20 protein-coding genes and 1 tRNA gene are annotated in these 17,649 nt (G+C 57.7%); 9 read left to right on the top strand and 12 right to left on the bottom strand.

Features of this window, described 5'->3' with window-relative positions; all coding sequences use genetic code 11:
- Positions 1–56 precede the first annotated feature (56 nt).
- A complete protein-coding gene (locus C4J86_RS19370; protein ID WP_124371546.1) occupies positions 57–788 on the top strand; it encodes an amidotransferase in 732 nt (243 codons plus the stop codon).
- Here the strand turns inward: C4J86_RS19370 and C4J86_RS19365 are convergent.
- The 3 genes from C4J86_RS19365 to C4J86_RS19355 all read right to left on the bottom strand — a co-directional run bounded on the left by C4J86_RS19365 (position 766) and on the right by C4J86_RS19355 (position 3,517).
- Complete coding sequence (locus tag C4J86_RS19365; RefSeq protein WP_124363969.1) at positions 766–1,737, bottom strand: magnesium and cobalt transport protein CorA; 972 nt, start codon at positions 1,735–1,737, stop codon at positions 766–768. The genes C4J86_RS19370 and C4J86_RS19365 overlap by 23 nt on opposite strands.
- Positions 1,738–1,888: 151 nt before the next feature.
- Positions 1,889–2,611 carry a 1-acyl-sn-glycerol-3-phosphate acyltransferase gene (locus tag C4J86_RS19360; protein WP_124371545.1) on the bottom strand — a complete coding sequence of 241 codons (723 nt, stop codon included), beginning with the start codon at positions 2,609–2,611 and terminating at the stop codon, positions 1,889–1,891.
- Positions 2,612–2,824: 213 nt separating this feature from the next.
- Positions 2,825–3,517 carry a crotonase/enoyl-CoA hydratase family protein gene (locus C4J86_RS19355; protein ID WP_124371544.1) on the bottom strand — a complete coding sequence of 231 codons (693 nt, stop codon included), beginning with the start codon at positions 3,515–3,517 and terminating at the stop codon, positions 2,825–2,827.
- 319 nt (positions 3,518–3,836) lie between these two features.
- Here C4J86_RS19355 and C4J86_RS19350 point away from each other — a divergent pair.
- The 5 genes from C4J86_RS19350 (at position 3,837) to C4J86_RS27255 (ending at position 8,289) form a co-directional block, all read left to right on the top strand.
- A tRNA-Ser gene (locus tag C4J86_RS19350) sits at positions 3,837–3,926 on the top strand.
- 251 nt (positions 3,927–4,177) lie between these two features.
- A complete protein-coding gene (locus tag C4J86_RS19345; protein ID WP_164487784.1) occupies positions 4,178–5,761 on the top strand; it encodes a GGDEF domain-containing protein in 1,584 nt (527 codons plus the stop codon).
- A 219-nt stretch (positions 5,762–5,980) separates the two neighbouring features.
- A complete protein-coding gene (locus C4J86_RS19340; protein WP_124372460.1) occupies positions 5,981–6,697 on the top strand; it encodes a 2OG-Fe(II) oxygenase in 717 nt (238 codons plus the stop codon).
- 99 nt (positions 6,698–6,796) lie between these two features.
- On the top strand, positions 6,797–7,900 hold the full coding sequence (gene ada / locus C4J86_RS19335) for a bifunctional DNA-binding transcriptional regulator/O6-methylguanine-DNA methyltransferase Ada (RefSeq protein WP_124371543.1): 1,104 nt from the start codon (positions 6,797–6,799) through the stop codon (positions 7,898–7,900).
- On the top strand, positions 7,897–8,289 hold the full coding sequence (locus tag C4J86_RS27255) for an Ada metal-binding domain-containing protein (protein ID WP_305955287.1): 393 nt from the start codon (positions 7,897–7,899) through the stop codon (positions 8,287–8,289). The genes ada and C4J86_RS27255 overlap by 4 nt, the downstream gene beginning before the upstream one ends.
- Before the next feature lie 107 nt (positions 8,290–8,396).
- Here C4J86_RS27255 and C4J86_RS19325 read toward each other — a convergent pair whose 3' ends face one another.
- The 3 genes from C4J86_RS19325 to C4J86_RS19315 all read right to left on the bottom strand — a co-directional run bounded on the left by C4J86_RS19325 (position 8,397) and on the right by C4J86_RS19315 (position 9,875).
- Positions 8,397–8,732, bottom strand: coding sequence for a hypothetical protein (locus C4J86_RS19325; protein ID WP_124367983.1), 336 nt, complete (start codon positions 8,730–8,732; stop codon positions 8,397–8,399).
- A 144-nt stretch (positions 8,733–8,876) separates the two neighbouring features.
- Positions 8,877–9,455, bottom strand: a complete 579-nt coding sequence (locus tag C4J86_RS19320; RefSeq protein WP_124371541.1) for a DUF4337 domain-containing protein — start codon at positions 9,453–9,455, stop codon at positions 8,877–8,879.
- Between the two features lie 54 nt (positions 9,456–9,509).
- Positions 9,510–9,875 carry a DUF2784 domain-containing protein gene (locus tag C4J86_RS19315; protein WP_124371540.1) on the bottom strand — a complete coding sequence of 122 codons (366 nt, stop codon included), beginning with the start codon at positions 9,873–9,875 and terminating at the stop codon, positions 9,510–9,512.
- 107 nt (positions 9,876–9,982) lie between these two features.
- On the opposite strand from C4J86_RS19315, the gene C4J86_RS19310 reads away from it, so the two are divergent.
- The gene (locus C4J86_RS19310; RefSeq protein ID WP_124371539.1) at positions 9,983–10,669 is read left to right on the top strand and encodes an HAD-IA family hydrolase; all 687 of its coding nucleotides are present in this window, start codon (positions 9,983–9,985) and stop codon (positions 10,667–10,669) included.
- Between the two features lie 128 nt (positions 10,670–10,797).
- Here C4J86_RS19310 and C4J86_RS19305 read toward each other — a convergent pair whose 3' ends face one another.
- Positions 10,798–11,544 (bottom strand): 3-oxoacyl-ACP reductase family protein, encoded by a 747-nt coding sequence (locus C4J86_RS19305; protein WP_124371538.1) that lies wholly within the window; start codon positions 11,542–11,544, stop codon positions 10,798–10,800.
- Positions 11,545–11,649: 105 nt separating this feature from the next.
- Here C4J86_RS19305 and C4J86_RS19300 point away from each other — a divergent pair, with 105 nt between their 5' ends.
- On the top strand, positions 11,650–12,573 hold the full coding sequence (locus tag C4J86_RS19300) for a LysR family transcriptional regulator (RefSeq protein WP_124371537.1): 924 nt from the start codon (positions 11,650–11,652) through the stop codon (positions 12,571–12,573).
- A gap of 117 nt (positions 12,574–12,690) precedes the next feature.
- On the opposite strand, the gene C4J86_RS19295 is transcribed toward C4J86_RS19300, so the two are convergent.
- The 3 genes from C4J86_RS19295 to C4J86_RS19285 form a co-directional block, all read right to left on the bottom strand.
- The gene (locus tag C4J86_RS19295) at positions 12,691–13,419 is read right to left on the bottom strand and encodes an aspartate/glutamate racemase family protein (RefSeq protein ID WP_124371536.1); all 729 of its coding nucleotides are present in this window, start codon (positions 13,417–13,419) and stop codon (positions 12,691–12,693) included.
- 13 nt (positions 13,420–13,432) lie between these two features.
- Complete coding sequence (locus C4J86_RS19290) at positions 13,433–14,962, bottom strand: NCS1 family nucleobase:cation symporter-1 (RefSeq protein WP_124371535.1); 1,530 nt, start codon at positions 14,960–14,962, stop codon at positions 13,433–13,435.
- A gap of 461 nt (positions 14,963–15,423) precedes the next feature.
- Entirely contained in the window at positions 15,424–16,164 is a 741-nt protein-coding gene (locus C4J86_RS19285; RefSeq protein ID WP_124363955.1) for a phosphoadenylyl-sulfate reductase, read from the bottom strand.
- Between the two features lie 150 nt (positions 16,165–16,314).
- Between C4J86_RS19285 and thrH the strand changes: the two genes are divergently transcribed.
- Entirely contained in the window at positions 16,315–16,932 is a 618-nt protein-coding gene (gene thrH / locus C4J86_RS19280; protein WP_124371534.1) for a bifunctional phosphoserine phosphatase/homoserine phosphotransferase ThrH, read from the top strand.
- A 43-nt stretch (positions 16,933–16,975) separates the two neighbouring features.
- Here the strand turns inward: thrH and C4J86_RS19275 are convergent, their stop codons facing one another.
- Positions 16,976–17,332 carry a type II toxin-antitoxin system HigA family antitoxin gene (locus C4J86_RS19275; RefSeq protein WP_124371533.1) on the bottom strand — a complete coding sequence of 119 codons (357 nt, stop codon included), beginning with the start codon at positions 17,330–17,332 and terminating at the stop codon, positions 16,976–16,978.
- Positions 17,332–17,634, bottom strand: coding sequence for a type II toxin-antitoxin system HigB family toxin (locus C4J86_RS19270; RefSeq protein ID WP_124363952.1), 303 nt, complete (start codon positions 17,632–17,634; stop codon positions 17,332–17,334). Before C4J86_RS19270 ends, C4J86_RS19275 begins: the two co-directional genes overlap by 1 nt.
- Between the last annotated feature and the right edge of the window lie 15 nt (positions 17,635–17,649).

Here is a 17,649-nt window from a genome sequence, read left to right as displayed (position 1 = left end):
TTTCAAGGCACGCTCTGGGGTGTTCAATATTCCCATCGCCGTGTCAGGTATTTTTTATGTCGCTACGCGTCTGCATCCTGGAAACCGATATCCTGCGTCCAGGCCTGATCGATCAGTACCAAGGTTACGGGCAGATGTTCAAGCGCCTGTTTGCCAAGCAGCCGATTGCCGCAGAGTTTGTGGTTTACAACGTGGTGCAGGGTGAATACCCGCCGGATGACGAAGCCTTTGACGCGTACCTGATCACCGGCAGCAAAGCCGACTCGTTCGGCACCGACCCGTGGATCCAGACCCTCAAGACCTACGTGCTCCAGCGCTACGAGCGCGGCGACAAGTTATTGGGTATCTGCTTCGGCCACCAGTTGCTGGCGTTGCTGCTCGGCGGCAAGACCGAACGCGCCAGCCAAGGCTGGGGCATGGGCATTCACGACTACACCATCGATGCCAAGGCACCCTGGATGAGCCCGCAAGTGCCGGAACTGACGCTATTGATCAGCCACCAGGACCAGGTCACGACCCTGCCGGAAAATGCCACGGTCATTGCCTCGAGCGAGTTTTGCCCCATCGCGGCGTATCACATCGGTGACCAGGTGTTGTGCTTCCAGGGCCATCCGGAATTTGTTCACGACTATTCCCGCGAACTGCTCGAGATTCTTCAGACAACCCTGGGCGAAAAGGTCTACACCAACGGCGTGGCCAGCCTGGAGCGGGACCACCACGGCGCGACCGTGGCGGAATGGATGATGCGCTTTGTAGCGCACAATGCTAAAGCCAACCCGACCGTTTGAAGCTCGCCCACAGGCTGGTGCAGCCCACCGCAATCAACCCGAGCACTGCAAAATAGCCGTAGTGCCATTGCAGCTCGGGCATGTTCTGGAAATTCATCCCATAAATCCCCGCGACCGCCGTGGGGAACGCGAGGATCGCCGCCCAAGCGGCGAACTTGCGCTGCACCACGCTCTGGCGCGAGGCCTCCAGCAATACGCCGATCTCGATGGTCTGGCTGGCGATATCGCGCAGGGTCGTCAGGTCTTCCATCTGCCGCGTGACGTGGATCTGCACGTCACGGAAATACGGGCGCATGTTCTTGTCGATAAACGGGAAGCTCAACTTCTGCAGTTCCTGGCTGATCTCCACCATCGGCGCCACATAGCGCTTGAGCCGCAACACGTCGCGGCGCAGGCCGTGAAGGTTCTGGATGTCGCGCTCGCTCAGGGAGCTGCACAGCACGTTGCGCTCCAGTTCATCGATCTCGGCGTGGATCGCCTCGCTGACTGGCTGGTAGTTTTCGGTGACGAAATCCAGCAAGGCATAGAGTACGAAATCTTCGCCATGCTCCAGCAACAGCGGACGCGCCTCACAGCGCTGGCGTACAAAACCGTAGGAAGCTGAGTGTCCATTACGGGCGGTGATGATGTAGCCATTGCCGGCGAAGATATGGGTTTCGATAAACTCCAGCTTGCCGTTCTCGCGCACCGGTGAATAGGTGACGATAAACAGCGCGTCGCCGAAGGTTTCCAGCTTCGGGCGGCTGTGCTTTTCCATGGCGTCTTCGATCGCCAGTTCGTGCAGGTTGAACTGGCGTTGCAGGTTGTTCAGCTCCTGGGCACTGGGCTCTTCCAGGCCGATCCACACAAAGTGGCCGGGTTTGGCGGCCCAGGCCGCGCCTTCGTCGAGGGTGATATCAGTGACTTTCTTTCCGGCGCTGTAGACGGCGGCCGCAACGACTCTACCCATGGTGCTGATCACTTCTTATCAAGAGGACAAATGTTGGGCAGCTTAGCCTGAATGGCGTTCCGTAGAGTGATCGTTCCCACGCTCTGCGTGGGAATGCCCCCCGTGACGCTCCGCGTCGCCCTGCGCGCTCCTCAGACCACGCTGCAGGCGTTCAAGCGCTTTGCAGCTCGCGATCCATCTGTGCAATGCACTCATCCATCTGCGCCTGACACGCTTGCATCAACGCCGGAACGTCATCCGCAGTCATTCCGGTAGTAGCAATCGGCGCCAACGAGCGTATGAGCACATCCCCACTGTTCCAGCGATTAAGTCGCATATGCGTGACGTAATGACTGACACAGACCTGCACGATCGGCACACCGGCCGCAATCGCCATATGGAACGCGCCTTTTTTGAACGGCAACAAACCTTTGCCCAGGTTGCGCGTGCCTTCTGGAAACACCCAGATAGACGTGTCTTCGTGTTGCAAGGTGCGGGTAACGGTGAGCATGGCCCGGCGCGCCTTGTGCGCATTGCCGCGGTCGATCAACACATTGCCGGCCAGCCAGAACAACTGGCCGAACAACGGCACCCATTTCAGGCTCTTCTTGGCGATGCATACCGTGCGGTGGGGCACCACGGTGCCGAGCACAAACAGATCGTAGTTGGACTGGTGGTTGGCGATCACCACGCAAGTGCCGGGCTTGTTACGCAGGGAGTCGACATCGGCTTTCACGTTCAGGCGCAGGATCCACATCGCTGGCAGCGCGTAAAGGCGTGCACACAGGCGGCTGTTGTCCGGATTGAACGGCCGGCAGATCCCCAACAGCACGCCCAGTACACCGGCGACTATAAAGTGCAGGCCCATCAACAACATACGTAACAGAAAAAGCATCGACGCGGCTCACCGGGACAAAAGGTGGCGCAGTGTACGGATGTGCACTGTATTCGGCAATTGCCCCAGCAGAGGTAGGAGATAGGCGATGTTTAAGCGCATGTTTCGACGTGCGCCGATAACGCTTGTCTAGAGCGGCCCGGGTTATTTCGGTTTGGATTGTAAGAAAAAGCCCGACTCAAGGTCGGGCTTCGGTACCGCAAGTGTGGGACGTTAAATCAGGTTATGGCCTTGGTCCTGGATGATTGCATCATCCAACGCATCCAGCAGTGCCTTGCGCACTTTCAACTTGGTGTGTTTGTGCGCGTTCATATTGATCTTCTTCAACTGCCGCGCCGCTTCCAGTGCCGCCGCGTGCAACTCTTCCGGCGCTACCACCTTGTCGAGGAAGCCCGCTTGCAGAGCGCCTTGCGGGTCAAACATCTCGGCGTTGATCACCGACCGATGAAACGCCGACTTGCGCAGACGATCCCGCGCCAGCTCGATACCGGCGTGGTGCATGGTCATGCCAATCGCCACTTCATTCAGGCCAATGCTGAACGGGCCTTCCACACCAATCCGGTAATCCGCCGACAGCAGCAGGAACGCACCCTTGGCCACCGCATGCCCAGGGCACGCCACAATCACCGGGAACGGATGCGCCAACAGCCGACGCGCCAGCGTCGAGCCCGACGTGACCAGGCCGATGGCCTCTTTAGGGCCGGCCGTCATCACCTTCAAATCATAACCCGCCGACAGAATCCCCGGCGTGCCCGTGATCACCACCACCGCCCGATCCTTCTCCGCCTGGTCCAGCGCCGCATTGAACGCACTGACCACTGCGGGAGAAATGGCATTTACCTTGCCGTTGCTCAGGGTCAGGGTCGCGATACCGTCTTCGAGGTGGTAGGCAATCAACTCACTCATGACGCGGTTCCTTGTAGGACTTGTTATAGAAGATGCAGCAGACGTTACCCACCACGCCCGCGCGGGTAAAGCGCCGTGACTGACTGCCCAGTCAGGCTTTCGCTCCACACCCGACAGCAGAGCGCCTGGGGCAGGGCACCACAGCCAGCGTAGACCATCCCGAGCCATGCCCGAGATTGGCACAATCACCACCGCGCACAGGCCGTGTTCCGGCATACCCGTCTAACCGCATGAAAATTCTGAAAAAAACCTTTGCCATCAGAAAGGCTTTCGACTACATTAGCGCGCCTCGACAGACTGAACTGGTTTGACGAGATACGGTGAAGTGTCCGAGTGGCTTAAGGAGCACGCCTGGAAAGTGTGTATACAAGAAATTGTATCGAGAGTTCGAATCTCTCCTTCACCGCCACATTCTTAAAACGCAAACCCCTGATTTTCCTAGAGAAAGTCGGGGGTTTGTGGTTTTTGGTACCCGAAAAATGGACCCATGGGACCGCCATGGGACTGGTGCGCTTTTTGGGTGCGTAAGTGGTGGCTGGTTGGCCTGCTACGAGGAGTGAAGTCTAATGTGGTCGGCGGCGCTGATAGGGCCGACGCTTGTCGAGTCCATTGACTCGGGATCTGATTGCTGTGGGTACGCTCCACCTAGATTCATGAGTTATGGAAAATTCACAGGAAGATTCAGCACTCCAAGCTAAGATGAGCTCAATGAAAACGATAACGCTCGTGTCCGGTCGATTAACACCTAAAGCCCTCTCTGTGGGCTTGATAGCGTTTATCTTCCTGGCCTGTGTCATGCTAGTGACCGCAATTGCTTGGCAGTTAAAACAATCGGCGGACGAACGACTGGCAAATGCGAAGATTGCTGCGCATAACATTGTTCGCGCTTCCGAGCAGCAAGCTCAAGACACAATACGTCAGGCTGAAAACATACTCGATAACCTTGTTGAGCGGTTTGAAAACGACAGGCTTGACGCCGAACACATGGCCCGCTTATCCAAAGTGATGGCCAGCAATGTTCAAGCAACCGACGGAATTCAAGGGTTGTTCATATACGACGAACATGGGGACTGGGTAGCGAATTCCTTTTCTTCAAAGCCGGTTGCCAAGAACAATAGTGATCGATCTTATTTTATCTACCACAAGAATCATCCTGGCACGGCCGTCCGTATAGGCGAGGTAATTTTGAGCCGAACCACGGGCGATATGATCATCCCTGTAAGCCGGCGCACCGAGCACAGTGATGGCAGCTTCAGTGGCGTCGTTTTGGCAACGTTGCCAGTTGCATATTTCCAGAGTTTCTTTAACCGGTTGGATGTCGACAAACGAGGAGTAATACTTCTCGCACTCAGTAATGGCGATTTGCTTGCGCGCCGACCAATGATTGACGCGTTAATGACAACTAATATCTCAAAGGGAGACCTGTTTAGTCGGTATTTGATACACAACGACGAGGGCACAGCGACCCTCACCTCTGTCGTGGACGGGGTTGAGCGAGTCTATGCCTACAGCCGTATACAAGGCCTACCCCTGGTCACTGCAGCCGGTTTATCGTTAGATTCAGTATTCGCCACCTGGTGGACGTACGTCTATCAAGCATCGGTTATGGTGGTGCTTATAATTTTTGTGCTGACTAGCCTGGGGTTCCTTTTTTACCGGCAAATTCAACGCGTGTTGGTGGCAGAGGAAGAACTGCGTCTTGCGCATTGCGATTTAGAACATATTGCTAAGACTGATAGCCTTACCGGTTTACCTAACCGTAGGTGCTTCGACTCTACACTCGAAAAAGAATGGTCAAGAGCATGTCGCACTGGGAATAGCGTAGCGCTCATACTTATCGATATTGATTGGTTCAAGCAGTACAACGACCATTATGGTCACGTTCTCGGTGACGAATGCCTGCGGCGAATTGCAGAGCTAATAGGTAAAAACATAAACCGTCCAGCCGACCTCGCTGCACGATATGGTGGGGAAGAATTTGTAATACTGCTTCCAGAAACAGAGCTTTCAGGAGCAGTCAAGATTGCTGAAGAAGTGCGTTCAGCTATAGAGGCTGAAAAAATTGCACATCAGGGGAGTCCGGTTGGCTTTGTCACCATCAGCGCAGGTGTAAGTTCCAACCATCAGCGTGGTGTGAATGCAGCGACTGATTTGCTAGAAAAGGCTGATGGTTTTCTTTATGGCGCGAAGAAAAGAGGGCGCAATCGGGTAGAGCACCAGTCACAGGACGTCTTGGAAACATGAGACATTGGGACGAGAGCTTGAGTGCACGCTGATACTTTAATCGACTGTCCATGTTGCGAGAGCGTTGCTCACTGACATAGCTGGCTCGATTCTCTCAAACGTTGAAGCCTCCAAGAAACCCATGCCGGTTCACTGGATTAATTTGATAGCAACAAACCGGAGGCTCCCATGGATTGCCTGCGGTATGTTGACAATCATGCAATCCACAAGGGAATGGCAATGGTCGATAGGGCATTGGAAACAAGGCTCGCTTGCGAAAACTGGAGTGAGCATCTGCATCGCGTAAACGCCAGCGGCTTTACCGTCATCGAGAACCTGCTCGACCCAGACGTCTGCCAGCGTCTTATCGATAGCTACTGCGAGCCGGACATCTTCAGGTCGTGTATCAATATGAGCAGGCACGGCTTCGGTTCAGGCCAATATAAATATTTTGCCTACCCGCTGCCGTCGATTATCGCCACATTGAGATCCTGTGTTTACCCGCAGATGGTCCCACTGGCCAACTATTGGAACACTAAACTTGGCCTCGAACCTCCCTATCCCGAACGCCACGAAGACTTTCTAAGCCAGTGCCACGACGCCCGGCAAGAGCGTCCCACCCCACTGCTGCTGCGCTACGGTGCAGGAGACTACAATTGCCTGCACCGCGACCTGTATGGAGACATTCTGTTTCCCGTGCAGATGGCTATCCTCCTGTCTGAGCCCAATGACGACTTTAGCGGCGGCGAATTCGTGCTTACCGAACAGCGGCCACGAATGCAGTCCAGGGTCAACGTAGTGCCGCTACGCAAGGGCGATGCAGTGATTTTTGCCGTCAACCGCAGGCCCGTGCAGGGGGCGCGAGGCTTCTACTCCGTATTTACGCGCCACGGCGTGAGCGAGGTCAGAGCGGGGGAGCGGTTTACCCTTGGCATAATATTCCATGATGCGCAGTGATGGAACGGCCAGACGTTCGAATATGAAAGCAAGACTCGGAGTTTTAACGCGGCTCAATAGCGATAGGCTTGTGCAAATTGCGAAGATGGGGGCATTGCCATGGAATGCGTTAAAGACCAAACCACCCAGCCCGTGCTGAGGGCCGAGGACGATCCGCGCTGGAATATTCTCGTCAGCCGCCAGGCTGATGCAAACCTCGATTTCGTCTACGGCGTGCTGACCACCGGGGTTTACTGCAAACCCTTCAGTCCGACCAAGCTGCCTCGGCCGGAAAATATCGTGTTTTTTGACACCGCAGCTGAAGCCGAAAGGGCGGGTTTTCGCCCCTCCAAGCGCGACAGCAGCAACCCAGCGGCCGTCGCCCAGAAGCATGCGGCAGCTGTTGCCGAAGCCTGCCGGCTTATCGACGCATCGGGCGTGGTTCCCAACCTGGGTGATCTGGCCGAACAGGTGGGCATGAGCAGCTTCCACTTCCATCGAGTCTTCAAGAAACTCACGGGCCTCACGCCTAAAGCCTACAGCGTCGCTTCGTTGCGTTCGCGCGTCAGAGACCAGCTTTCGCTCAGTGGCACTATCACCGACGCTCTTTATGAGGCGGGCTATAACTCCAATAGCCGATTCTATGAGGCGTCGCAAAATATCCTCGGCATGAAACCCACCGAGTACCGCGCAGGGGGGGCCAATGTGGATATCAAATTCGCACTGGGCGAAAGCGCGCTGGGCTCGATCCTGGTGGCCAGAAGCGCGCGCGGCATTTGCGCGATTTTATTGGGCGATGACCCCAATGTGCTGGTGGAGAGCTTTCAGGACCAGTTCCCCAACGCCAACCTGATTGGCGGCGACGCCGAGTTCGAGGCGCTGGTGGCCACCGTCGTCGGCTTTGTCGAATCGCCGGGCACCGGTTTTGCGCTGCCGTTGGACATCCGTGGCACCGTATTTCAGGAACGGGTTTGGCAGGCGCTGAGGGATATTCCTGCAGGAACGACCGAGACATACGCCCAGGTCGCCGCGCGGATAGGTATGCCCAGTGCCACCCGTGCAGTGGCTAACGCATGCGGGGCCAATAAACTCGCGGTGGCGATTCCATGCCATCGCGTGGTGCGCAGTGATGGATCTTTGTCTGGCTACCGTTGGGGAGTGGAGCGTAAGCGCAAGTTGATCGAGCGCGAGAAGAGCATGCACGCTGCACACGTTGTCGGATGACTGCACCGGACGGGGGAGGGTGCGTAATGAGGCGATGGAAAGTCTTGGATTCCCACGGCAAACCCGCGCTCAGTTCCAAGCCGGGTCAGTTTGGCGGGCATAAAGGAAGCAAGATCTACGGGCGCCTGGACTGCCCGGCTGCACTACGGGCATTGAGCAAAGGCGGGTATGTGAAGGATCGTGTGTTTTTTATCGATGAACAGACCGCACGATTGGCAGGCTATCGCCCCTGCTTTCGATGCATGCCCGCCAGTTACCGTGAGTGGAAGCTGACAATTGAAGGGCACATAAGGGGGCGTGTGATAACGGAAAATGTGAACCTTAGACTATCGGTGTATCCGCGTTTTCAACTTGATCAAACACGCAACTTAGCAGGCCAGTACTGTTAAGTAACAGGACAGCCACGATTACGTAAATACTACTGAGGTTCATGGGCCATCCCCTGAAGTCAGGCCCATGAAACGTCGCTTGCCAGGCTCTGCGCCCGGCAACTTACTTATTGCGCGGTTTTCAACTTGACCACATCACCGGAAATCTTGGTGGTGTAGCCGTTCAGTACCCAGGCCCAGAACCATTTTTCCTGCACTTGGGTGTTGATCATGGCGTCGCCGCCTTTGGCCTTGATGGCTGCATCCTGGGCGCGGACGAAGCGGCTGTTCTGGCCGATCGGGATAATACCCAGCAGCATGATGCCGGTGGCGCTGGCTTCGCTGTGGCCGAGCACGGTGTATTGGCTGGCGTCGTATTGCTGGGTTTTCATGGCGGTGCCGGTGCAACCTGCCAGGGTGAAACCAAGAACGGCTGCTGCAACTACTTTACTGATGTACTTCACGCGTAACTCCATGGGCTGAATATCGAGATTCAATTCTCGAGGCGCGACACTTTAATCGCTCAGAGGGCGGATTGAAATCAGCGCGCCAAGGTTTCATTTTATGTGGCGACAGTCAGGCCGCCTCCCACAGTTGCCCGCGCTCGGTCAGAGATGCAGCCAGGCCAGGCTACCCAGCACCACGGCCACACCGCCGGCCGAATACGCCATGCGCTTGAGCCATTCCTTGCGCGTGAGCAAGGTGATCGCCGCCAGTGAGATCGCGATCTGAATCGCCGTCATCGCCTGGGCCCAACGATGGTGCTGGTGCAGCGCTTCTTCGGATTTGCGGTCCCATTCCAGGGAGGTGGCTTCAAGCTTCTCGGCCTGTTTGCGCACCTCTTCCTTCTGGCTTTTATAGCGCTGGATTTCGTCGTTGTAGTGGCCGGCATCCACGCCGGGAATGTGCGTGGCCAGTTCCGCCAGATTCTGGCGGCTGGATTTGGCCTGATAGTAATTCCATTGGTTGGCGGCTTCGGTCTTGATGATGGCCGCGTTGTTCTTGTCCATCGCCGCCTCGCTTTCGCTGGAGCCGGCCTGGTAGCTGAGCATGGCGCCAACGGTGGCCATGATCGCGGTCATCACCGCGATGCGGCTGGCGAAGGTGTCGCCACGGCCGTGGGCATGTTCGGTGGTGTGTTCGAGGTGTTTTTCGTGGGGGCTGGGGACTTCGAAGGCTTCGGACATGGCGGCGTCTATGAAGGAGCAGAGGGAGCTTGATTCTTCACCAATGCGGCTGTCTCAAACCTGTCGATAACGTCGGATCAAGTGCACGTACACCGCGATATTGATCAACAGCACCAACGCGCCCAGGCCCAGCTGGATCTGCGGCGTGAGCCCGGCCGGATAGATCAGCCTGAGCAGGTAATGTTCGATGAAGCCTGCGCCATAACCGTCCTGCCCGGCCAGGTGGCGCAACAGGTTTTCCCAGCGCGTGAGCGGGCAGGGCAGGTGAAACACCTCGACGGCAACGCCCCAGGCGGCCGCCGGCAGATGCAGCCAGATGAGCGCACGCCATTTGAGTGCCAGCAGCCCGCCGAACAGTACGAACAGGATGAAGCACAGATGAAACAGCACCAGGCTGTCGGCGGCTATACGAAAGAGCATTGCAGGCACTTCTAAGGGAAAGCGGGCAGTGTAAGGGGTTGCCCGCAAGCAAGTAGGGCCGTTATTGTGCTGAATCCTTTTAGTCCTTCCTCCAGGGTTCTGTTGTGATGAATGCACCGCGTACCGCTGTCCCGATCAAGGCTGTGATTTTCGATATGGACGGGTTGTTGCTGGACACCGAAGGCATCTACACCGAAGTTACGCAGATCATCGCCGAACGCTATGGCCGCACCTATGACTGGAGCATCAAGCAGCACATTATTGGGCGCGGTGCCCAGGACTTGGCGGACTATGTGGTCAAGGCGCTGGACTTGCCGATTACGCCGGCTGAGTTTCTGCAGATTCGCGAACCGCTGATGAGCGAGCGTTTCCCCAAAGCCCTGGGTATGCCCGGCGCCGAGGCGTTGGTGCGGCATTTGAAGGCGCATAACATCCCGATTGCGGTGGGCACCAGTTCGTCGCGCAACTCGTTCGGCCACAAGACCACCTTGCACCGCGAGTGGTTTGGCCTGTTCGACACCATCGTGACCGCCGACGACCCGGAAGTCGGTGCCGCCAAGCCTGCGCCGGACATCTTTCTCACTGCCGCGCGCCGCCTGGGTGTGGCGCCCGAGGATTGCCTGGTGTTCGAGGACTCGCCGTTCGGCGTGACGGCAGCGAAAGCGGCGCACATGACCGCCATCGCCGTGCCCGATGAGGCCATGGCCGACAGCAAGTATCAGCATGCCGACCAGATCATCCGCAAACTTGCGGATTTCGACCTGGCTGCTTACGGCCTGCCGCCCATGACTTGATTCAACCCAGAAAAATGTGGGAGGGGGCTTGCCCCCGATAGCGGTGTATCAGCCGACTTATCACTTGCTGACCCACCTCAATCGGGGGCAAGCCCCCTCCCACATGGGTTGTGCCGTGTTGCTAAATCTCAAGCGCTGAAGCCTCCGTCGATGGTCAAGCTGGCGCCTGTGATGTACCCGGCTTCCGGCCCGGCAAGGTACGCCACGAAGCTGGCAATTTCCTCCACATGCCCATACCGACCCACCGCCATCAGCCCAATCAAGCTCTCGGCAAAATCACTGTTCGCCGGGTTCATGTCCGTATCCACCGGCCCTGGCTGCACGTTATTGATGGTGATACCTCGTGGCCCCAGGTCGCGCGCCAAGCCTTTGGTCAAACCGACCAACGCCGCCTTGCTCATCGCGTACGGACCACCACCGCCAAACGGCATGCGCTCGGCGTTGGTGCTGCCGATATTGATCACCCGGCCGCCTTCGCCCATGTGCTTGGCGGCCTCCTGAGTGGCGATAAAGACGCTGCGCACGTTGATTGCCAGGGTCTGATCGAAGTCTTCCAGCTTGAACGCTTCCAGCGGCGCGATGGCCAGCACTCCTGCATTGTTCACCAAAATATCCAGGCGCCCGAAGGTGTCGACTGTGACATTGACTGCGTTGCGAATCGCCGTGGCATCGGCGCTGTCGGCCTGAATCGCCAGGGCTTTGCCGCCTGCGCTGATCACGCTGTTCTGCAAGGCTTCAGCCTTGGCGGCCGAGTTGATGTAGGTAAAGGCAACGGCGGCGCCTTGCGCGGCGAGGCGCTTGACGATGGCTGCGCCGATGCCGCGGGAACCGCCTTGAACCAAGGCGACTTTGCCAGTGAGGGTAGATGGGGTCATGTCGATCTCCAAGTAGTTGATGAGCCGAGTATCGACCTCGCCCACCGATACCGGTAGAGCGTGATTGCTATAGTCTGTGTAAACCAAAAGTTTAGAGTGGGCGATATGGAAAGCTTTGGCAGTATCGAATGCTTTGTGCGCAGCGCCGAAGGCGGTAGCTTCGCGGAGGCTGCGCGGCACCTGAGCCTGACGCCGGCAGCGGTCGGCAAAAGCGTGGCCAAGCTGGAAGCGCGCCTGGGCGTCAGGCTGTTTCAGCGCAGTACCCGCCGCCTGACCTTGACCGAAGCCGGCAAGCTGTTCCTCGGCGAAGTCAGCGGCAGCCTCACCACGATTCAAAACGCCGTGGCTAACCTGGCCAGCGCCGAAGGGCGGCCGGTGGGCACGCTGAAGGTCAGCATGGGCACCGTATTTGGCAATCGGTATGTGGTGCCGTTGCTGGGTGAGTTCATGCGACGCTTCCCGGCTATCAGCCCGGATTGGCATTTCGATAACCGCCAGGTCGACTTGATCGGCCAGGGCTTTGACGCTGCGATTGGCGGTGGCTTTGAACTGCCCCAAGGCGTGGTGGCGCGCAAGTTGACGCCGGCGCACCGGGTGCTGGTGGCTTCACCGGCTTACCTGGCGCAACGCCCTGCGGTACATGCGCCCGAGGATTTATCGCGCTGCCATGGCATCCTGATCCGCTCACCGCAAACCGGCCGGGTGCGCTCATGGCAACTGACCCACCGCGAGCGTGAGCACAGCCCACTGGTGCTCAAACCCGCGATGACCATGAGCGATTCTGAAGCCGCCTGCTGCGCCAGCGCCCAAGGGCTGGGCATTGCGTTGGTCAGCATGCCGATGGCTGTGCCGTTCCTCGACAGCGGTGCGGTGGTGCGGGTGTTGCCGGACTGGTATGTGGACGACGGCAATATCTCCATCTACTACGCCGAGCACAAACTGCTGCCGGGCAAGACCCGGGCGTTTGTGGATTTTGTGATCGAGCAATTTGCCGAGCGACGGTTGGGGCAGCGATTCAGTGCGATCTAGCTGCCCTGCAGTGAACAAAATGTGGGAGGGGGCTTGCTCCCGATAGCGGTGGGTCAGCTATAGATAAGCTGGCTGATACACCGCAATCGGGAGCAAGCCCCCTCCCACAGTTGATCCTCAGTGCCCGAACTTGCCGGGCCAACCGATGACTTTCTTTGACCTGGGCGTTGCATAGGTCCTGATCTTCGACGTCGACAACCCCAACCGCACCAGCGACTCGGCGATGGTCACCGCTGCCGTCACCCCATCTACCACCGGCACCCCGGTGCGCTGGCGAATCTGCTCGTCCAGCCCGGCCATGCCGCCGCATCCCAGGCAGATCACTTCTGCCTTGTCGTCAAGGATGGCCAGTTCCGCCTGGCGCACGATGGCTTGCATGGCAGCCAGTGGGTCTGCTTCCAACTCCAGCACCGCCATGCCACTGGCGCGCACTGAGGCGCAGCGCTGGTACAGGCCGGCGAGTTTCAGCCGGTCTTCGATCAACGGCACTGTGCGGTCCAGGGTGGTCACCACCGAATAGGCGTGGCCCAGGAACATCGCCATGCTGGCCGCGGCCTCGGTGATATCCACCACCGGCACGTTGAGCAATTCCTGCAGGCCTTCGCGGCCATGCTCGCCGTAGCCGGCCTGGATCACCGCATCGAATGGCTGGTCGTAGGCCATTACGCGATCCATTACCGCGATGGCGGCCAGGTAGCTTTCAAAGTTGCCCTCCACCGATTCGGCGCCGAAGTAGGGGGTGAGCCCGACAATCTCGGTGCCCGGCGAAGCCACACTGCGCGCCTGCTGAGCGATGGTTTGTGTGATGGATTCAGTGGTGTTGACGTTGACCACGAGGATGCGCATGGAAGGTCCTTGTTTAATGACTGACATTATCGACTGCAATGCTTTCGCCGCTGACATCGGCGTAGAACGGCTGGCGCTTGGCGATCAGCAGGTACAGCAACCCTGCAATACCGGCGCCAAACAGCCAGGAGAACGGCGAGACGCTGGCAAACCCAGGCAACAATGCCAACAGGATGGCGATCACCGCTGCCGGAACGAACGCCGCCACCGCGCGCAGATTCACGCCGCGGCTGTAGTAATAAACGCCCTGCGCGTCTTCGCTATACAGCTGCGGCACATCCACCTGGCTTTTGCGGATCAGCCAGTAGTCAACCATGATCACCCCATACAACGGCCCCAGCAGTGCGCCCAGCCCGGAAAGGAAATACACGATCACCAGCGGGCTGTTGTAGAGGTTCCACGGCAGGATCAGCACCGCCACGGTGGCGCTGATCAGGCCCGCGCGGCGGAAGTTCAGGTACTTGGGCGCCAGGTTGCTCAGCACAAACGCCGGGGCGACGAAGTTGGCCATGATATTCACCGCCACGGTAACGATCAGGAAGGCCAGGCAACCGAGCACGAGGAAGAAGGTATTGGGAATGGCGGCGATGATTTCAGTCGGACTTTCGATCACCCGGCCATTGAGCTGGAACTGCCCGCCGCACAGCAGCACGGTGATGGCGGCGAACACCAGGATATTCACCGGCAGGCCCCAGAAATTACCCACCAGGATCGTCCTGCGGCAGGGCGAGGAGCGGGCGAAGTCGCAGAAGTTAAGGATCAGCGTGCCGTAGATCGCCAACCACAGCGCACCTCCGGCAAAGATATTGCGCCACATCTCGCCGCCGCTCAGCGGTTCGCGGATCGACCAGGCAATGTTGCCGCCTGCCTGGAAGTACATCCAGCCGGCCAACGAGGCCACGGTGAGCAGAATCACCGGTCCGGCAAACCCTTCATAGCGACGTACCATTTCCATGCCATAGGCCAGGATCACCAATTGCACCAGCCAGATCGCCACGAAACACGCCCAGCCGAGCGATGACAGGCCGAGGATCGCGTTGTGATCATAGTCGGCAAACCCTGGATGAACCGCCGTCAACAACACACGGAAAACCACCGAAGCCAGGTAGGTCTGGATACCGAACCAGGCAATCGCAATCACGGCGCGGATCAACGCCGGAATCTGTGCTCCATGAATACCGAAGCTGATACGGCTGATCACGGGAAACGGCACGCCGGTCTTCTGGCCCATGTACCCCGACAAATTCATGAAAAAGTACACCAGTGCCGCACCGATCCCCAGGGACAACAGGATCTGCCAGCCGCCCAGGCCCAATGCATACAAACCGATGGCAAATGAATAGTTGGCGATGTTGTGCACGTCATTGGTCCACAGCGCAAAGATGCTGTAGCGCCCCCAGCGACGGCCTTCGATCTTGGTCGGGGCGAGGTCCTTGTTGTGCAGGCGTGAGCTGAGTACCAGCGGGCCGGGGCTTGCCGCGTCGGGATTCAGGGCGGAGGAGGGCAGATCCAGTGCGATGTCATTCGAGAGGCTTGTACGCATTCCGGCAGGCTCCAGCGCATCCGCAGCAAAGCGGCAGATGGCAAAGTGTATGTAGGTTTTGTATTTATTGTATACAAAGCGTATCTCACCTTAAGCCACATGCGTGCCAGTTTTCGGACTATCAACACTCCGGTAAATCTTGTTTTTATCGATGATTGAAATAACTGTCTGAATTAAAAGCGATATAAATTGACCGTTCGAACAGCTATTTATTTTTATGAGGAAAGAGGCAGACTCAGGAGGGCAAAAATAGGCAGGAAAGAAGTGTTACGTTTTGGTGCGATTCATACTGGATTGCACACATAAATGGCACCGATGGTTACAACTATGTGTACATTTTCATAGCCAATACAGAACAAATGTGGGAGGGGGCTTGCCCCCGATAGCGCCGGGTCAGTCACCCCATACAGTGCCTGACACTATGCCATCGGGGGCAAGCCCCCTCCCACAGGTCAAGTGTGTCAGGCCTTCGTCTTGCTGATGATATTCCCCGCATGCAGCCCGCATTCCTTCTGCGTGGCTTCTTCCCACCACCAGCGGCCTTCACGCTCGTGCTGGTTCGGCAATACCGGTCGAGTGCAGGGCTCGCAGCCGATGCTGATAAAACCGCGTTCATGCAGGCTGTTATAGGGCAGCTCCAGCATGCGGATATAACCCCAGATCTCCTCGCTGGTCATTTGCGCCAGCGGATTGAATTTGTACAAGGTACGTTCCGGGGTAGAAAACGCCGTATCGATTTCCAGCGCGGCCACCTGGCTGCGGGTGCCCGGACTCTGGTCGCGGCGCTGGCCGGTGGCCCAGGCGCGCACGCCTGCGAGCTTGCGGCGCAGCGGTTCGATCTTGCGTATGCCACAGCACTCGCCATGACCGTCCTTATAGAAGCTGAACAGGCCCTTCTCTTTGACGAAGGGTTCCAGCTTGCTCTGGTCCGGCGAGATCAGTTCGATGTCGATCTTGTAGAACTCACGCACCTGTTCGATGAACCGGTAGGTTTCCGGGTGCAGGCGACCGGTGTCGAGGCTGAACACCTTGACGTTCTTGTTCAGCTTCCAGGCCATGTCCACCAGCACCACATCCTCGGCTCCGCTGAAGGAAATCCACAGGTCATCGCCGAACTGGCTGAACGCCAGCTTGAGGATGTCCTGGGCGGACTTGTTGGCATAGGTCGTGGCGAGTTCAACGACGTCGAAGGCTTGGTTCATCAGGACGGTTCCTACAGGTCAGTGGCGCTGAGCGCTCTATAGGGGGCGATGGTATCAAAATCTACCCTGCGTTGCGGCGGCGTGCTTGAGTCGCTAGAGTTCGGCAGTCCTTTTGCTCGCTCAACTTGAATAATACGAACGGAGTGTCCTGTGGAAATTGCCTGTCTCGACCTGGAAGGGGTACTGGTTCCGGAAATCTGGATCGCCTTCGCCGAAAAAACCGGTATCCAATCCCTGCGCGCCACCACCCGTGACATTCCCGACTACGACGTGTTGATGCAGCAGCGCCTGCGTATCCTCGATGAGCACGGGCTCAAGCTTGCCGATATCCAGGCAGTGATCGCCACCCTCAAGCCACTGGACGGCGCCATCGAGTTCGTCAACTGGCTGCGCGAGCGCTTCCAGGTGGTGATCCTCTCCGATACCTTTTACGAATTCTCCCAGCCGCTGATGCGCCAGCTGGGCTTTCCGACCTTGCTTTGCCATCGCCTGATCACGGATGAAAACGACCGGGTGGTCAGCTACCAACTGCGTCAGAAAGATCCCAAGCGCCAGTCGGTATTGGCGTTCAAGACGCTGTACTACCGAGTGATTGCGGCGGGGGATTCCTATAACGACACCACCATGCTGGGCGAGGCAGACCGAGGGATTCTATTCCACGCGCCGGAGAATGTGATTCGCGAGTTCCCGCAGTTTCCGGCGGTGCATACGTTCGAGGCATTGAAGAAGGCATTCATCGAGGCGTCGAATCGGCCGTTGAGCCTCTGACTCACACAGTGAAGAGGATGGCCTCCTTGCCGGCAGCCTGCGCCTAAATGCCCGCCAGCAACCGCTCATAAGGGATACACAATCCCTCATGCAGGCGTTTGATCATCGCCAGGCTCAGCTTGCGCTTGCCGTTCAACACTTCTGAAACTCGCCCGCTGGGGCCGATGAATGGCTCCAGATCGCGGGCAGTCAAGCCCATTTGTTCCATGCGGAATTTGATCGCTTCCACTGGGTCCGAAGGCGGCATCGGAAAGTGTTCCGCCTCGTACTTCTCAATCAGAACAGCGAGAATTTCCAGCTCGTCACCTTCGGCACTGCCGATGGCCGCTCCCCAAATCTGCTCGACGCGCGCGAGCGCAGCGGTCAGGTCTTCTTGAGAGTGAATAGGTTTGATGTTCATTACACGGTCTCCGCATTGATTGTGTCGTACTGCGCGTGGGTGCCGACAAAGCGGATGAAGCCAAGCTGTCGCTCATAATCGATCGACATGACCACCCGGTACTTGTTGCCACCCACGTTGAATACAACCCTGCCGCTTTTAAGGATGCTTGCAGTCCTGAGCTCGGCCTTGAGTGCCTGTGGTGTTGGGTAAAGGGTCTTTTCCATATGGCGATACCACTCGACCAAGGGCGTTTTTGCATCGGCAGAAGCCGGGTGGCTTTCCCAGAACCTTCGTAAGGTTGAGAGGGCGATTATTCGCATCGCTCTTTCCTCCCA

This window comes from Pseudomonas sp. R2-7-07 (genome assembly GCF_003852355.1).
In the GTDB taxonomy this organism is placed as follows: Bacteria; Pseudomonadota; Gammaproteobacteria; order Pseudomonadales; family Pseudomonadaceae; genus Aquipseudomonas.
This window is presented reverse-complemented; position numbering and strand designations above follow the sequence as displayed.

Bases quoted from the DNA above. Each gene is read 5' to 3' on its own strand.
- C4J86_RS19370 (WP_124371546.1), top strand. From the start codon at position 57: ATGTCGCTACGCGTCTGCATCCTGGAAACCGATATCCTGCGTCCAGGC.
- C4J86_RS19365 (WP_124363969.1), bottom strand. From the start codon at position 1,737: ATGGGTAGAGTCGTTGCGGCCGCCGTCTACAGCGCCGGAAAGAAAGTC.
- C4J86_RS19360 (WP_124371545.1), bottom strand. From the start codon at position 2,611: ATGCTTTTTCTGTTACGTATGTTGTTGATGGGCCTGCACTTTATAGTC.
- C4J86_RS19355 (WP_124371544.1), bottom strand. From the start codon at position 3,517: ATGAGTGAGTTGATTGCCTACCACCTCGAAGACGGTATCGCGACCCTG.
- C4J86_RS19345 (WP_164487784.1), top strand. From the start codon at position 4,178: ATGGAAAATTCACAGGAAGATTCAGCACTCCAAGCTAAGATGAGCTCA.
- C4J86_RS19340 (WP_124372460.1), top strand. From the start codon at position 5,981: ATGGTCGATAGGGCATTGGAAACAAGGCTCGCTTGCGAAAACTGGAGT.
- ada (WP_124371543.1), top strand. From the start codon at position 6,797: ATGGAATGCGTTAAAGACCAAACCACCCAGCCCGTGCTGAGGGCCGAG.
- C4J86_RS27255 (WP_305955287.1), top strand. From the start codon at position 7,897: ATGACTGCACCGGACGGGGGAGGGTGCGTAATGAGGCGATGGAAAGTC.
- C4J86_RS19320 (WP_124371541.1), bottom strand. From the start codon at position 9,455: ATGTCCGAAGCCTTCGAAGTCCCCAGCCCCCACGAAAAACACCTCGAA.
- C4J86_RS19315 (WP_124371540.1), bottom strand. From the start codon at position 9,875: ATGCTCTTTCGTATAGCCGCCGACAGCCTGGTGCTGTTTCATCTGTGC.
- C4J86_RS19310 (WP_124371539.1), top strand. From the start codon at position 9,983: ATGAATGCACCGCGTACCGCTGTCCCGATCAAGGCTGTGATTTTCGAT.
- C4J86_RS19305 (WP_124371538.1), bottom strand. From the start codon at position 11,544: ATGACCCCATCTACCCTCACTGGCAAAGTCGCCTTGGTTCAAGGCGGT.
- C4J86_RS19300 (WP_124371537.1), top strand. From the start codon at position 11,650: ATGGAAAGCTTTGGCAGTATCGAATGCTTTGTGCGCAGCGCCGAAGGC.
- C4J86_RS19295 (WP_124371536.1), bottom strand. From the start codon at position 13,419: ATGCGCATCCTCGTGGTCAACGTCAACACCACTGAATCCATCACACAA.
- C4J86_RS19290 (WP_124371535.1), bottom strand. From the start codon at position 14,962: ATGCGTACAAGCCTCTCGAATGACATCGCACTGGATCTGCCCTCCTCC.
- C4J86_RS19285 (WP_124363955.1), bottom strand. From the start codon at position 16,164: ATGAACCAAGCCTTCGACGTCGTTGAACTCGCCACGACCTATGCCAAC.
- C4J86_RS19275 (WP_124371533.1), bottom strand. From the start codon at position 17,332: ATGAACATCAAACCTATTCACTCTCAAGAAGACCTGACCGCTGCGCTC.
- C4J86_RS19270 (WP_124363952.1), bottom strand. From the start codon at position 17,634: ATGCGAATAATCGCCCTCTCAACCTTACGAAGGTTCTGGGAAAGCCAC.